We start from the raw sequence: 13,062 nt of genomic DNA, 5'->3' as shown, positions 1-13,062 counted from the left end.
AACCGTCCGGTTTCCGACTTCCTAGTGGCGCAGCATCTCCGCGACGAGGAACGCGAGCTCGAGCGACTGCTGCGTGTTCAGGCGCGGGTCGCAGGCGGTCTCGTACCGGTCGGAGAGTTGGTCGTCGCGGATCTCCTGGGCGCCGCCGACGCACTCGGTGACGTCCTCGCCGGTGAGCTCGATGTGGATGCCGCCCGGGTGGGTCCCGATCTGGCGGTGCACCTCGAAGAACCCGAGGACCTCGTCGACGACCTGGTCGAACGCGCGGGTCTTGTAGCCCGAGGCGGACTCGTAGGTGTTGCCGTGCATCGGGTCGCACTGCCACACCACCTTGCACCCGGCGGCCTGGACCTTCTCGACGATCGGCGGCAGGACGGTGCGGACGTTCTTGTGGCCCATGCGGGTGATGACCACGAGCTTCCCGGGGAGGTTCTCCGGGTTGAGCTTCTGGCACATCTCCACGACCCACTCGGGCGTGGCGGTGGGGCCGATCTTGCACCCGACCGGGTTCGCGACCCGGGAGAGGAAGTCGATGTGGGCGCCGCCGAGCTGGCGGGTGCGCTCGCCGTTCCACACCATGTGGCCGGACAGGGCGTAGGCCTTGCCGTCGAAGATGCGGGTGAGCGCCCGGTCGTACTCGATGGCGAGCATCTCGTGCGAGGCGAAGACCTCCGCGGTGTGGAGGTTCTCGGACTCGACGCCGCAGGCGGCCATGAAGCGCACGGCGCGGTCGATCTCGCGGCCGATGGCCTCGTAGCGCTCCCCGGCCGGGGAGTTGCGCACGAAGTCCTTGTTCCAGTCGTGGACGGCCATGAGGTCGGCGAGGCCGCCGCGCAGGTAGGCGCGGAGCATGTTCATGGACGCGGCCGAGTTGGCGTAGGCGCGGATCATCCGCTGCGGGTCGCAGACCCGGGCCTCCTCGGTCGCCTCGAGCGAGTTGAACATGTCGCCGCGGTAGACGGGGAGGCCGAGCGAGTCGAGCGCGGCCGAGCGGGGCTTGGAGTACTGGCCCGCGACGCGGCCGACCTTGACGACCGGGAGCGAGGCGCCGTAGGTGAGCACGACCGCCATCTGGAGGAGCGTGCGCATGTTGGCGAGCACGTGGTGCTCGGTGTTGTCGATGAACGTCTCGGCGCAGTCGCCGCCCTGCATGAGGAACGCGCGGCCCTCGCAGACCTCGGCGAGGCGCTCGCGCAGGTGGTCGACCTCGTAGGGGGCGACGATCGGCGGGACGGCGGCGAGCACGCCGGCCACGTCCTCGACCTCGGCGTAGTCGGGCCACGGGGGGACCTGCTCCCTGGGCAGGTCCCGCCAGGCGTCGAGCCCGTGCTGCCGGGCCTCCTCGGCGTCGGCGACGGCGGGGACGAGCCCGGGATTGCGCAGATCATGCCATTGGCGGTTCACGCGCATATCGTACGCGGACGCGCAGGCCGGGTACCACGCTGATTTCACCGTCTCAAGGGGTGAGCCGCCGCACGCGCACCGGCCGGGGGCGGCGCGGTCCACGGGCCGCACGGGCGGAGGTCACGTCGCTCACGCCGCGGCGGGGCCGGGCCCGGCGCGACACACCGGGACGGTCGCGGACATCCCACCTTTCGGGCCGCGTCTAGGCTGGCCGGGTGCGCAAGACGACGATTGAAGACTGGCTGACCGACCTGGCCTCCGAGCTCCCGGCGCCCGGCGGCGGGGCGGCGGCGGGCGTGAACGCGGCCATGGGCGCGGCCCTGGTGTCCATGGTGTGCAACCTGACCATCGGCAAACCGAAGTTCGCCGACCACGAGACCGTGATGCGGGAGGCCCTGGCCGAGGCCGAGCGCCTCCGGCTGGAGGCGCTCCAGCTCGCCGAGGACGACGCCGAGGCGTTCTCGGGCGTGGTGGCGGCCTACAAGCTGCCGAAGTCCTCGGACGAGGAGAAGGAGGCCCGGACCGCCGCGATCCAGGCGGGCCTGGTCGAGGCCGCGGCGGTGCCGCTGGCGGTGGCCGGCGTCGCGGCGCGGGTGATCCGGCTGTCGGGCCGGATCCTGGAGGGGTCGAACCCGAACGTGCTCTCCGACGTGGCCGTGGCGGCCTCGGCCGCGAAGTCGGCCCTGGAGTCGGCGGCGCTGAACGTGGACATCAACCTCGTCTCCATCAAGGACCCGGCCGAGCGCGAGCGGCTCGCGAGCAGCCTGAACGAGGCGCTCCAGTCGAAGGTGCAGGCCGAGGCGATCATGCAGGCCGTGGCGAAGAGGATTCGGGCATGAGCGACATCGACGGGCGCGCGGTCGCGAAGGCACTGCGCGCGGAGGTCGCCGCGGAGGCGGACCGGCTGCGCGGCGAGGACGTCGTCCCGACCCTGGCGGTCGTGGTGCCCACCGACGACGAGGGCACCGCCTGGTACGTGCGGTCGATCAAGAAGGCCGCCGAGAAGGAGGGCGTCGACTGCCGGATCGAGCACCTGAAGGCCCCCGGCAGGGACGAGATCGCCGCGAGGCTCCAGGAGCTGTCCGCGGACCCGGCGGTGCACGGGATCATCTGCCAGACCCCGCTGCCCGAGGGCGTGACCCTCGCGGAGCTGGGCTGGTACATCAGCCCGTTCAAGGACATCGACGGGGCGAACCCGGAGAGCCTGGGGCGCCTGGCACAGGGGCGGCGGACGTGGGCGCCCGCGACGAGCGCCGCGGTGCTGGAGCTGCTCAAGCGCGAGGACCTGGTGCTGGAGGGCGCGCGGGCGGTCGTGGTCGGGCGGTCCACGGTGGTGGGCAAGCCGGCGGCGCTGCTGCTGCTGAACGAGTCGGCGACGGTGACCGTGTGCCATTCGCGCACGAAGGACCTGGCGGCGGTGTGCCGCGAGGCGGACGTGCTGGTGGCGGCGGTGGGCCGTGCGGGCATGATCGGCGCGGACTTCGTGAAGCCCGGGGCCACGGTGATCGACGTGGGCACCAACCCGACCGAGGACGGCGGCCTGGTGGGCGACGTGGACTACGCGGCGGTGTCCGCGGTGGCCGGCAGGCTCACCCCGGTGCCGGGCGGCGTGGGGCCGGTGACGACGGCGCTGCTGCTGCGCCACACGGTGGAGGCCGCGGAGCTGTCGCGGACCCGCGGTTAGGACGACCGAGGCCGACCGCCCCTTTCGGGCGGTCGGCTTTCGCGTGCCCGGGCCCCGTACCCGCGGAAACACCCACCAAGTGGCGGATACCCGACAGACAGTGGCGACGGGCGCCCGTAGCGTTGGGACTTCCCTCGTTGAAGGAGGTCACGCATGAGACGTCGTCTCGCCTTCACGGCGACCGTCGCCGCCATGATCGTCGCGGTGTCGAGCCCGGCGATGGCGTTCCAGCACGACCGGGTCCAGAACCCGGTGCTGCACTGGGCGCTCGACATCGCCGTCCTGGTCATCGTGGTCGCGCCCATCTGGACGGCGCTGCTGTGGGGCCGGGGGCGCAGCAAATGGCTCCTCGCGGCCCTGATCGGCTTCGTGCAGATCCCGGTGGCGATCCTCGGGTTCTCACCGGGCGCTTCGGCGCTGTTCGCCGGCAGCGGGCTGTTCTTCGGGCTCGCGATCACCGTGGCCGCGATCTGGTACACCCGCCGGGCGACCCGGCTGGAGCGCGCCCGCGAGCGGGCGGCCCTGGCCGAGTAGGCGCCGCCGGGTGGAGTACCGCCGGGCGAGGCTCCCCGAGCCGAGCTCGAAGCCGCGGGCGCGGGTGCCGTCGAGGAGGAGCCGCAGTTCGGGGCAGCCTTGGAAGGGCCCGTCGAACGCGCCGGTCGCGGGGTCGCGGTAGGCGTGCCATGAGCAGTGCGGTTCGCCGACCCAGCCCCAGGCGCGGTGGGTCTCGGCCCCGCCGAAGCGGTACACGCCGACGCTGAGCAGGCGGTCGCCGACCGGGCGCCGGTAGAAGTCGGCGTCGAGGCCCGCCACGGGGACCCCGTCGAAGTCGATGTCCGGCAGGGTCTTGTGGAACGTGAAGTCGGCGAGGTGCGGGATCTCGCCGATCGTCTCGGACGGGTCGGTCGCTGCGAAGGCCACGGGCACGCCAGGTCTAACGACCGGGCGCGCCCGTGGTTGCGCGGTATCAGTGCTTTGTGGCCGGTGCCGCTTCAGCTCCCCTTCAGGTTCCCCCCGCTACCGTGGAGAACCGGGGGCCCTTTCCCAGCGCTCGAGCGAGTGTTCGCCGTGCGCTGAACCGGCCGCCGCTTCAGCTCGCCTTCAGGTTTCCCCGGCTACGTTGGCGACCGGGGGCCCTTTCCCGGCGGCGCACCGGGCCTTCGGCGTGCGCCGAGCGGCGCCGCCGGTCCGGGTCCGCCGGGCCGCGGCAGGCCTTCGCTACACCCCGAAGAAGACCTCGGCGTCGGCGTAGCGCTCGACGGGGACGGTCTTGAGCTCGTCGGTGCCCTCGTGGATCGGGATGCGCACGACGTTGGTGCCCTGGAGCGCCATCATCTTGCCGAAGTCGCCCTCGTTGACGGCCTTCGCGGCCTCCAGGCCCAGGCGGGTGGCGAGCACGCGGTCGAACGCGGTCGGGGTGCCGCCGCGCTGGAGGTGCCCGAGGATGATCGCGCGGGTCTCGATCTCGGCGCGCTCCTTGATCTGCGCGGCGACCCAGTCGCCGACGCCGCCGAGCTTCACGTGCCCGAACGCGTCGACCTCGCCGTCCTTGAGGACCATGCCCTCGGCGGCGTGCGCGCCCTCGGAGACGGCCACGATCGTGGCCTTGCCCGCGTCCTTGCGCTCCTTGACGAAGTTCGCGACCTTCTCGATGTCGAACGCGACCTCGGGGATGAGGGTGACGTTCGCGCCGCCGGCGATGCCCGCGTGGAGGGTCATCCAGCCGGCGTGGCGGCCCATGATCTCCACGACGATGCAGCGGTCGTGCGAGTCGGCGGTCGTCCACAGCCGGTCGATCGCCTCGGTGGCGATGTTCACGGCGGTGTCGAAGCCGAACGTGTAGTCGGTGCCGGAGAGATCGTTGTCGATCGTCTTCGGCACGCCGACGCAGTTGACGCCGTCGGCGGTCAGCTTCGTCGCGACGCCCAGGGTGTCCTCGCCGCCGATGGCGATGAGCGCGTCGACGCCCAGGTCGGCCATGTTCTTCTTGATGGCCTCGACGCCGCCCTCGATCTTGTAGGGGTTGGTCCGCGAGGAGTGGAGGATGGTGCCGCCCTGGTCGAGGATGTTCTCGACCGAGTCCCAGTCCAGGGGCTGGGTGATGCCCTCGATGGGGCCCCTCCACCCGTAGCGGAAGCCCACGAACTCGTGGCCGTATTCCTTGCTGCCCTTGCGGACCGCGGCACGGATGACCGCGTTGAGACCGGGGCAGTCACCGCCGCCGGTGAGCACGCCAATGCGCATGTGTCTTTACTCCCTGGAGTGAGGACTGTTAACTGGGCGGCCTCATTGCCGAAACACCGCCCAGCCTATATCGGGGGCCGGGGCCGCCGAGCTGGGGTTCGACGGGCCGCGGCGGCGGGGCGTCAGTGGCGGGACTCGGCCGCGCTCAGGCGGTCGGCGCGGGCCGCCTCGAGGGCCTTCCAGCGGGCGAGGTTGAGCTTCGCGTCGGTCAGGGCGTCGTGCATGTCGGCGTCGGGGGTCACCGGCAGGTCGGGGCGGCCCAGGTCCTCCCAGCGCTGGCGCAGGTCCTTGGTCATCCGAGGCAGGGCGCGCGGCAGCTCGGGCATGGTGCCCCACAGCTGCGCGAGGACCACGTGGTCGTAGGCGCCGATCCAGGCCCAGAGCTCGACCCGCTCCCCCGGGTGCGTCCCGGTCTTCCTGCGCACGGGGGCGACGAGGAACTCGTAGAGCTCGTCGCGGATGGTCGCCCGGTCCTTCCACAGGGGGCTGGCCGGGGCGGGGAGCTTGTCGAGGACGTTGCGCCGCACCCAGTCGATCGCCCGGGAGGGGTCGAACTCGGTCGACACGGCGTAGTATTCGCGGCCGCGTTCGTCGACGACCGCGATCGAGACCAGGTCGATCGTGCGGCCGTCCTCGATGAACTCGCAGTCGTAGAAGTATCGGTACGCCACGCATCGGCCTTTCGTATGATCACGGGCGGTCTGTTCGGCCTTTCTTGGCCCTCTCCCGTATGTCGCCGGACTGGAGTCGACGCTACGCCATACGATCGGGCAGCCGGAATCTGACCTCGCAATCTGCACATGAGCGGTGTGATACCGGACAATAGACGCGAAAGCACGTAGACTCGATCGTACACTCGGGCGAGCCGCAGCCGCACCGTCCGGACACACGACCCAACTGAGCGTGAAGTTTCCAACACCGGGCTCTGTACAACGACGGAAAAGACAGCGATCATCGGAGGGGACCCGCGGACCCGGGACCCACCGAAGGGGGAGAACTATGGGTGTCAGCCCATCTGAGGACCCGCTCACAGGCGTCGCCATGTTCGCCGGCCTGGACCCGCAGGCGCGGCGGCAGATCGCGGGGGTGGCGGTACAGCGCCACTACCGGCGCGGGCACCTGCTGTTCTTCGAGGGCGAGCCGGGCGAGTCGCTCATCATGATCCGCTCGGGGGCGGTGAGCGTCTTCCGCACCGCCGCCACCGGCGAGCGGGCCATGCTCCACGTCGCGCGCGCGCCCGAGGTGCTCGGCGAGGTCTCCCTCCTGGACGGATCGCCCCGGTCGGCCAGTGCGGAGGCCCTCGAGGACACTTCGGCGCTGGCGCTGGCGCGCTCGTCGTTCCTGGACCTGGTGCACGGGAACCCGAAGATGCTCGACGCGGTGCTGCGGTCGATGGGCATGATCGTGCGGCGGCTGACCGAGCAGTCCTCGGACCACGTGTTCCTGGACCTGCCGGGCCGGGTGGCGAAGACGCTCGTGCGCTTGGCGGAGCAGCACTCCTCGCCGATGACGACGATCGAGTTGAACCAGACGCAGCTGGCGGAGATGGCCGGGGGGTCGCGCCAGAGCGTGAACCAGGCCATCGGGATCTTCGCGAACCGGGGCTGGCTGCGCACGGAGGGCCGCAAGATCGTGGTGGTGGACCTGCCGGCGCTCAGGCGCCGGGCGGGCTTCGGCGGAGCCGAATAGACAGCGCAGTGGCGGAGCCGAATAGACGGCACAGTGGCGGAGCCGAATGGACAACGCGGTGGCGGAGCCGAGTAAGCAGTACGCGGCGAAGCCGGAGCGACAGCGCGGCGGCGAAGCCGGGTAATCGGTGCGCGGCTCCGAACCGGCGGTGCGGATGCCCGAGCGGGCCCGGTGCGGCGTCAGCTGCCGGGGCCGCGTTCTTTGACCTTGGCGGCGTACTCGTCGACGTAGTCCTGTCCGGACAGCGCCCGGAGGGCGTCCATGACCTCGTCGGTGACGGCGCGTTCGATGAAGCGGTCGCCCACGAGGCCGCGGTAGCGGTTGAAGTCCAGCGGGGGCCCGAACTTGATCTTGACGCGGCCGATGCGGGGGATGCGCCTGCCGATGGGCTGGAGCTCACCGGTGTTGAGCATGGCGACCGGGACGACCGGGGAGCCGGTCTGGAGGGCGAGGCGGGCGACGCCGGTCTTGCCGCGGTAGAGGCGGCCGTCGGGCGAGCGCGTGCCCTCGGGGTAGATCCCGAAGAGGCGGCCTTCGCCGAGGACGCGTTTGCCGGTGTCGAGCGAGGCGGTGGCGGCGTCGCCGCCGGCCCGGTCGACGGGGATGGCGCCGACGGCGTTCATGAAGGTGCGCACGAACCAGCCTTTGAAGCCGGTGCCGGTGAAGTACTCCTCTTTCGCGATGAACGTGACCCGGCGCTTGACGACCAGGGGCATGAAGAAGGAGTCGGTGACGGCGAGGTGGTTGGAGGCGAGGATCGCCGGCCCCCCTTCGGGCACGTGTTCGAGCCCTTCGACCTGCGGGCGCCATACGGCCCACAGCAGCGAGCCCAACGTCGCCTTCAACACCCAGTAGATCACGCGCTCAAGCGTATAGGCACCGGTCGATCCAGGTCGCAGCGAGCGCGGGGCGGCCGCCGCGGGGCGGCGGGGGCGGCCCTCGCGGTGGCGGGCGGTGCCGGCCGCGTGCGAGAATGGGCACGCAGCGCGAAAGGGGGCCGCCGCTGGCGAGTCCCGCGCCCCGTCAACCATCTATCCGGGAGGCGACGTGACGATCGATGCCGAGGAGTTCACGTTCGACCTCGGTCCCGACGCGAAGGCGACCATGGTGCTGTGCCACGGGTTCACCTCGGATCCGGCGAGCATGCGCCCGTGGGGCGAGCACCTGCGCGACGCGGGCTTCAACGTGATCGCGCCGCTGCTCCCCGGCCACGGCGGCACCTGGCAGACGCTCGCGAAGGCGACCTGGCAGCAGTGGTACGCGCGGCTGGAGGAGGCCCTGGACGAGGCGCTGGCGCTCGGCCGGCCGGTGTTCGCGGGCGGCCTGTCGATGGGCGGGTCGCTGTGCCTGCGCCTGGCCGAGCAGCGCGGCGGCGACCTGGCCGGGCTGGTGCTGGTGAACCCGGCGATCTACGACTCGAAGCCGCAGGGGTTCCTGGCGCCGGCGCTGCGGTACGTGATGCCGAGCGTGGCGGCGATCGGCTCGGACCTGAACAAGCCGGACGTGCGGGAGCGGACGACGGATCGGACGCCGGTGGCGGCGTACGTGTCGCTGCGGCGGCTGTGGAAGCTGACGCGGTCGGAGCTGGCGCGGGTGACGGTGCCGGTGCGGATCTTCACGAGCGCTGAGGACCATGTGGTCAATCCGCGCAACAGCGCGGTGGTGCGGGCGGGCGTGCGGTCCAAGGACGTCGAGGCGACGGTACTGCCGCGCAGCTTCCATGTGGCGACGCTCGACTACGACGCCGAGACGATCTTCTCGGGGAGCGCGGCGTTCATGGAGCGGCAGGCGGCCAAGACCCGAGGCGTCCATGACTGAGCGCGGCGAGCAGGAGAGCGGCGGCGAACCGGAGAACGTGCCGGGCGAGGGGGCCGGGGAGCTGCGGCCCGAGGACGTGGACCGGCGTTTCAACGAGCTGGTGAAGGGTCTGGGCGACCCCGGTGCGGGCCTGGTGAAGCCGTACGAGGCGGCCGAGGAGGCCCCGCCGGAGGCGGTGGCGGCGACGCCGGCCGCGCCGTCGAACCCGGACGAGGAGCCGACGCTCCTGGAGCTGTGGGACGCGGAGCTGCCCGATGACGACGAGGACGACTACGAGCCGCCCGAGCCGCCGCCGGTGCCGTGGCCGAGCCTTCAGGCGGTGGGCGGGGTGCTGCTCGTCATCGGGGGCGTCGCGCTGGTGGTGAACCCGGGGATCGCGCCGCTGGGCACGAATCCGGGCCGGCTGGTCGGGTTCGTGGGGTTCCTCGTCGGCGTGTGGCTGCTCATCAGCCTGCTGCGCCCGGACAAGGACGCGGACGACACCGACGACGGCGCCGTGGTCTGAAGCGGGCCTCCCCCGAACGGGTGAATCCGCTGCGCTGCTTCAGCTCCCCTTCAGGTTCCCGGCGCTAGCGTCGAAACCGGGGGCCCTTCCCTGACGCCCCGCAGGACTATCGGCGTGCACTGCCATCACCGTCGCCGCGCGGTCGCTTCAGCTCCCCTTCAGGTTCCCCGTGGCAGCCTTGCGATCGGGGGCCTTCCCCAGCGCCCTGTGAGGCTTTCAGCGTGCGCCGGGGCCGGTCACTGCTTGGGGGCCAGCCAGGAGAGGACCGCGTCGAGGAGGCCTTCGGCCGCGGCGCCCTTGAAGACGTCGTCCGGGGAGCCGGCGAAGGTCAGCGGGGCGACGCCGTAGGCGTCCGTGACCGCCTGGGCCTCCTTCGACTGCGCCTCCGACTCGCTGACCACCAGCAGCACCGGGGGTTCGCCGACCGGTTTCGGCGGCTGCTTCGGGAACTGCCGCGGGGACACCAGCACCAGGCCCGCCGCCGGGTAGCGGCCGGCGGCCAGGGCCGCCCACGAGGCGCCCTCGCGGTGTCCGATGAGGACCGTCTGGCGGGGCACTGCGACGGCCGCTTGGACCACGTCGTGGGCGCGGGCCTCCACGCCGCCCGCGGCGGCGGGCGTGCCGCCCTGGCCGCGCACGCTCACGGCCGCGGCGTACCGGCCTGAGGCGGCGATCCGCTTGAGCCACAAGGCGTTGAAGGCCGCGGCTCCGACGGGGTCGCCGGTGCAGCACAGCACCGGGCTCGCCTCGGGGTCGTCCTTGATCTCGAGGTCGAAGAGGTCGGCGGGCTCGAGGAAGGCCACTTCGCGAGCGACGGGGGCCGGGGCTGGGGTGCGGGCGCGGCGGACCCACGCGGCGAGGCTCATTTGGCGGGCTCCTGTTCGAGGGTGTCGATGATGCGGGCCAGGCTGGCGAGGTACTCCTCGGCGTCGACGGCGAGCCGGTGCCGCGGCGAGGCGGCGCCGGGGCCGTCGGCCTGGCCGGTCGTCTCGCTCTGCACCTGGTCGCGGAAGTTCTTGGCCCGCTCGGGGTCGCTCTTGCGCACCTGGAGCCAGCGGGCGATCGCGTGCGTCTGCCAGTGGACGATCGGCAGGACGCCGACGCCGGGTTCGACGAGCCCGGCGACGGCGAGGGTCTGCGACTTGGGCGAGAACATGCGCGCCATGAGCTGCGGCGTCCCCCCGGTGCCCTCGACCCCGAGCAGGGGCGCGGCCACGCAGGTGATCTGGGGGCGGTACCCGGTGGCGAAGACGACCAGGTCGGGGCGCATCTCGGTGCCGTCGGCGAAGGCCACGTCGTAGCCGTCGAAGCGGGCGACCTCGCCGCGGCGCCGGATCGATCCGTCGCCCACATGCTCGAGGTAGCGGCCGTTGCGGACGGGCTCCTCGCCGCCGGGGCCGCGGCCGGGCACCTCGATGCCCATGCGCGCGGCGAGCCTCGCCGGGCCGTTGAGGAGCCGGTCGGTCAGGAAGCGGCGCAGGAACTTCGGGCGGGCGCCGAGCCGGTTGAGGGCGTAGTCGGCGGGCTCGCCGCCGAGGTACTTCGGCAGGTGCCAGGTGTCGCGGCGCACGGAGTGGACGCAGCCGGCGGCGTTCACGGCCGCCTCGCAGGCGAGGTCCACCCCTGAGTTGCCGCCGCCGACGACCAGGACGTGCTTGCCGCGCAGGCGGGAGGCGTCCTTGAGCTGCGAGGAGTGCAGGACCGTGCCGCGGTACTGGTCCTGTCCGGGGTAGGAGGGCAGGTTCGGGGCCCAGTGGTGGCCGGTGGCGATGATGACGGCGGCGTAGCGCAGGCGGCGGGCGGCGTTCCCGGCGGCGGGTTTGACGATCACCTCGAAGCGGGAGCCCTCAACCGGTTCGACGGCGGCGATCTCCGAGCCGTACCAGATGTGCTCGGACAGGCCGAAGTGCTTGGCGTACGAGGTCAGGTAGGTGAGCATCTGGGTCGCGGACGGGTAGTCGGGCCAGTCGTCGGGCATGGGGAAGTCGGGGATCTCGGTCTGGGACCGGGAGGTGACCAGGTGGGTGTTGGGGTAGAGGGGGCTGTGCTGGTTCTGGGGGTTCCACAGGCCGCCGAGCACGGTGTCGCGCTCGTAGCAGTCCACTTCGAAGCCGTTCTCGCGGAGGTTCTTGACCGCGATGAGGCCGGACGCTCCGGCGCCGATCACGCAGACGGCCTCGCCGCGGTCGTAGGCGGCTTGGGAGGAGTACTCCTGCAAGGGACGGTCTCCTTCAGTGGGCGTTCGCTCTGGTGCCGGACGGCGCCTCCGCGGCGGGCCGCCGCGCAGGCGGGATGGACTCGCGTGCGTGCGTGGGCCCGGAGGCGCCGAAAGACTGAGAGCAGATTACCGTGAGCGGGCCTCGTACTTTCGGGGGAGGTAGGCTGCGCCCGTGCTCTTCGAGCTGTGGAAACATCCCCGCCCCGAGGCCCCGGTCTTCCGGCGGGAAGGCCAGGTGGTGGTCGCTTCGCACCGAATCGCCCGGCAGGTGCTGGCCGACCGGGAGCGGTTCTCGGCCGCGAACGCCCTCGACGCGGTCGTCCCGATCCCCGCTGCGGCGCTGCGGGAGCTGACGCGGCACCGGTTCCGGCTCCCCGCGACGCTCGCCAACAACGACACGGCCTCGCACGGGCGGATGCGGGAGCGGTTCGGGGAGGTGTTCGCGCCCGCGAAGGTGGAGGCCCTGCGGCCGTGGCTGGGCGGGCTCGCCCGCCGGAGCGCCGCCGGGGTCGCGTGGCGGCTGCGGGCGGGCGAGGTGGTGGACCTGGACGCGGCGGTGGCCTCGGAGATCCCCCTCGCGGCGCTGGCGCGGCTCCTCGAACTGGATGTGGCGGCGACGGCGGAGGTCAAGCGGTTCTCAAGGGCCGCATTGGAACTGTTCTGGGGTGACCCGGGCCCGGAGCGGCAGCTGGAGCTGGCGCGGATCGTGGGTCCGTTCCATGCGCTGCTGCGCGGTTGGACCCGCGAGGCGACCGGGGTGCGGCGGGAGCTCTTGGAGGCGCACGGGGAGGACGCGGCCACGGCGGCGCTGTTCTTCCTGCTGGTGGCGGGCCAGGAGACGACCTCGCAGTTCTTGACGCTGCTGCTGCATCGGCTCGTGGAGGAGCCGGAGCTCCTGCGGGCCGAGCCGGGCGCGGTGGTGGAGGAGGGGTTGCGGCTGCTGCCGCCGATCACGTCGTGGCGGCGGGTCGCGTTGCGGGACACCGAAATCGGCGGGGTGCCGGTGGCGGCGGGCGACTCGGTCCTGGTGTGGTTGGCCGCGGCGGGCGCGGACGAGGGGGTCGCCGAGTGTCCGATGCGGATGGTGCCCGGTCAGCGCGGGTCGCGGCGGCACCTGGCGTTCGGGGCGGGTGCGCACCGGTGCCTGGGCAGCCAGCTGTCGCGGTTGGAGGCGGAGGTGGTGGTGGCCGAGTTGGCGCCGCTGCTCCCCCGCTGCGAGGTGGTCGCGGCGCCGGTGAGCGACCCGAACCTGTCGTTCAGGATGCCGAGCCCGCTGCTGGTGCGCTTCCGCTGAGACCGAAACCGGCTGCGGGGCTGCGAGAAGGCGCGAAACCCCGGGGTCCCCACCGGCGGGCCGCCGGCCCCGCCAGGCGAGGCGGCCGGGATCGGCCGGGACATGGACCTGTTCCTCCCGCAGGTGGCGGCACGCTTCGCGGCCGCGCTGCAGCCGGTGGCCGGTCGAGCAATATGAGCTGCATAAACACCGGTTATCCACAGGCC

Annotated in this window: 13 protein-coding genes; 6 read left to right on the top strand and 7 right to left on the bottom strand. The window is 72.2% G+C overall.

Features of this window, described 5'->3' with window-relative positions; translation table 11 throughout:
• Positions 1-21 precede the first annotated feature (21 nt).
• A complete protein-coding gene (locus tag LO763_RS12865; protein ID WP_369431980.1) occupies positions 22-1,404 on the bottom strand; it encodes a class II 3-deoxy-7-phosphoheptulonate synthase in 1,383 nt (460 codons plus the stop codon).
• Positions 1,405-1,619: 215 nt separating this feature from the next.
• On the opposite strand from LO763_RS12865, the gene LO763_RS12860 reads away from it, so the two are divergent.
• Entirely contained in the window at positions 1,620-2,243 is a 624-nt protein-coding gene (locus tag LO763_RS12860; RefSeq protein ID WP_230602671.1) for a cyclodeaminase/cyclohydrolase family protein, read from the top strand.
• Complete coding sequence (locus LO763_RS12855) at positions 2,240-3,088, top strand: bifunctional 5,10-methylenetetrahydrofolate dehydrogenase/5,10-methenyltetrahydrofolate cyclohydrolase (protein WP_230602670.1); 849 nt, start codon at positions 2,240-2,242, stop codon at positions 3,086-3,088. Before LO763_RS12860 ends, LO763_RS12855 begins: the two co-directional genes overlap by 4 nt.
• 399 nt (positions 3,089-3,487) lie before the next feature.
• Here the strand turns inward: LO763_RS12855 and LO763_RS12850 are convergent, their stop codons facing one another.
• The 3 genes from LO763_RS12850 to LO763_RS29825 form a co-directional block, all read right to left on the bottom strand.
• Positions 3,488-4,009, bottom strand: a complete 522-nt coding sequence (locus tag LO763_RS12850; RefSeq protein ID WP_230602668.1) for a hypothetical protein — start codon at positions 4,007-4,009, stop codon at positions 3,488-3,490.
• Positions 4,010-4,306: 297 nt separating this feature from the next.
• Positions 4,307-5,332 (bottom strand): 6-phosphofructokinase, encoded by a 1,026-nt coding sequence (locus tag LO763_RS12845; RefSeq protein ID WP_230602666.1) that lies wholly within the window; start codon positions 5,330-5,332, stop codon positions 4,307-4,309.
• Positions 5,333-5,454: 122 nt separating this feature from the next.
• On the bottom strand, positions 5,455-6,003 hold the full coding sequence (locus LO763_RS29825; protein WP_230602664.1) for a polyadenylate-specific 3'-exoribonuclease AS: 549 nt from the start codon (positions 6,001-6,003) through the stop codon (positions 5,455-5,457).
• Positions 6,004-6,331: 328 nt separating this feature from the next.
• Here LO763_RS29825 and LO763_RS12835 point away from each other — a divergent pair, with 328 nt between their 5' ends.
• A complete protein-coding gene (locus LO763_RS12835) occupies positions 6,332-7,021 on the top strand; it encodes a Crp/Fnr family transcriptional regulator (RefSeq protein ID WP_369431979.1) in 690 nt (229 codons plus the stop codon).
• Positions 7,022-7,200: 179 nt separating this feature from the next.
• Here the strand turns inward: LO763_RS12835 and LO763_RS12830 are convergent, their stop codons facing one another.
• On the bottom strand, positions 7,201-7,881 hold the full coding sequence (locus tag LO763_RS12830; RefSeq protein WP_230602660.1) for a lysophospholipid acyltransferase family protein: 681 nt from the start codon (positions 7,879-7,881) through the stop codon (positions 7,201-7,203).
• Positions 7,882-8,068: 187 nt separating this feature from the next.
• Between LO763_RS12830 and LO763_RS12825 the strand changes: the two genes are divergently transcribed.
• Positions 8,069-8,839 carry an alpha/beta hydrolase gene (locus tag LO763_RS12825; RefSeq protein WP_230602658.1) on the top strand — a complete coding sequence of 257 codons (771 nt, stop codon included), beginning with the start codon at positions 8,069-8,071 and terminating at the stop codon, positions 8,837-8,839.
• Positions 8,832-9,344 (top strand): hypothetical protein, encoded by a 513-nt coding sequence (locus tag LO763_RS12820; protein ID WP_230602656.1) that lies wholly within the window; start codon positions 8,832-8,834, stop codon positions 9,342-9,344. Before LO763_RS12825 ends, LO763_RS12820 begins: the two co-directional genes overlap by 8 nt.
• A 236-nt stretch (positions 9,345-9,580) precedes the next feature.
• Here the strand turns inward: LO763_RS12820 and LO763_RS12815 are convergent, their stop codons facing one another.
• Both LO763_RS12815 and LO763_RS12810 read right to left on the bottom strand, forming a co-directional pair.
• On the bottom strand, positions 9,581-10,210 hold the full coding sequence (locus tag LO763_RS12815; RefSeq protein ID WP_230602654.1) for an alpha/beta fold hydrolase: 630 nt from the start codon (positions 10,208-10,210) through the stop codon (positions 9,581-9,583).
• Positions 10,207-11,562, bottom strand: coding sequence for a flavin-containing monooxygenase (locus tag LO763_RS12810; protein WP_230602653.1), 1,356 nt, complete (start codon positions 11,560-11,562; stop codon positions 10,207-10,209). Before LO763_RS12810 ends, LO763_RS12815 begins: the two co-directional genes overlap by 4 nt.
• 172 nt (positions 11,563-11,734) lie before the next feature.
• Between LO763_RS12810 and LO763_RS12805 the strand changes: the two genes are divergently transcribed.
• Positions 11,735-12,856, top strand: coding sequence for a cytochrome P450 (locus LO763_RS12805; RefSeq protein WP_230602651.1), 1,122 nt, complete (start codon positions 11,735-11,737; stop codon positions 12,854-12,856).
• The last annotated feature ends 206 nt before the right edge of the window (positions 12,857-13,062 follow it).

The organism is Glycomyces amatae (genome assembly GCF_020991375.1).
In the GTDB taxonomy this organism is placed as follows: Bacteria; Actinomycetota; Actinomycetes; order Mycobacteriales; family Micromonosporaceae; genus Glycomyces; species Glycomyces amatae.
This window is presented reverse-complemented; position numbering and strand designations above follow the sequence as displayed.

Coding starts and splice junctions, on each gene's coding strand:
- LO763_RS12820 (WP_230602656.1), top strand. CDS start 8,832: ATGACTGAGCGCGGCGAGCAGGAGAGCGGCGGCGAACCGGAGAACGTG.
- LO763_RS12855 (WP_230602670.1), top strand. CDS start 2,240: ATGAGCGACATCGACGGGCGCGCGGTCGCGAAGGCACTGCGCGCGGAG.
- LO763_RS12845 (WP_230602666.1), bottom strand. CDS start 5,332: ATGCGCATTGGCGTGCTCACCGGCGGCGGTGACTGCCCCGGTCTCAAC.
- LO763_RS12835 (WP_369431979.1), top strand. CDS start 6,332: ATGGGTGTCAGCCCATCTGAGGACCCGCTCACAGGCGTCGCCATGTTC.
- LO763_RS12815 (WP_230602654.1), bottom strand. CDS start 10,210: ATGAGCCTCGCCGCGTGGGTCCGCCGCGCCCGCACCCCAGCCCCGGCC.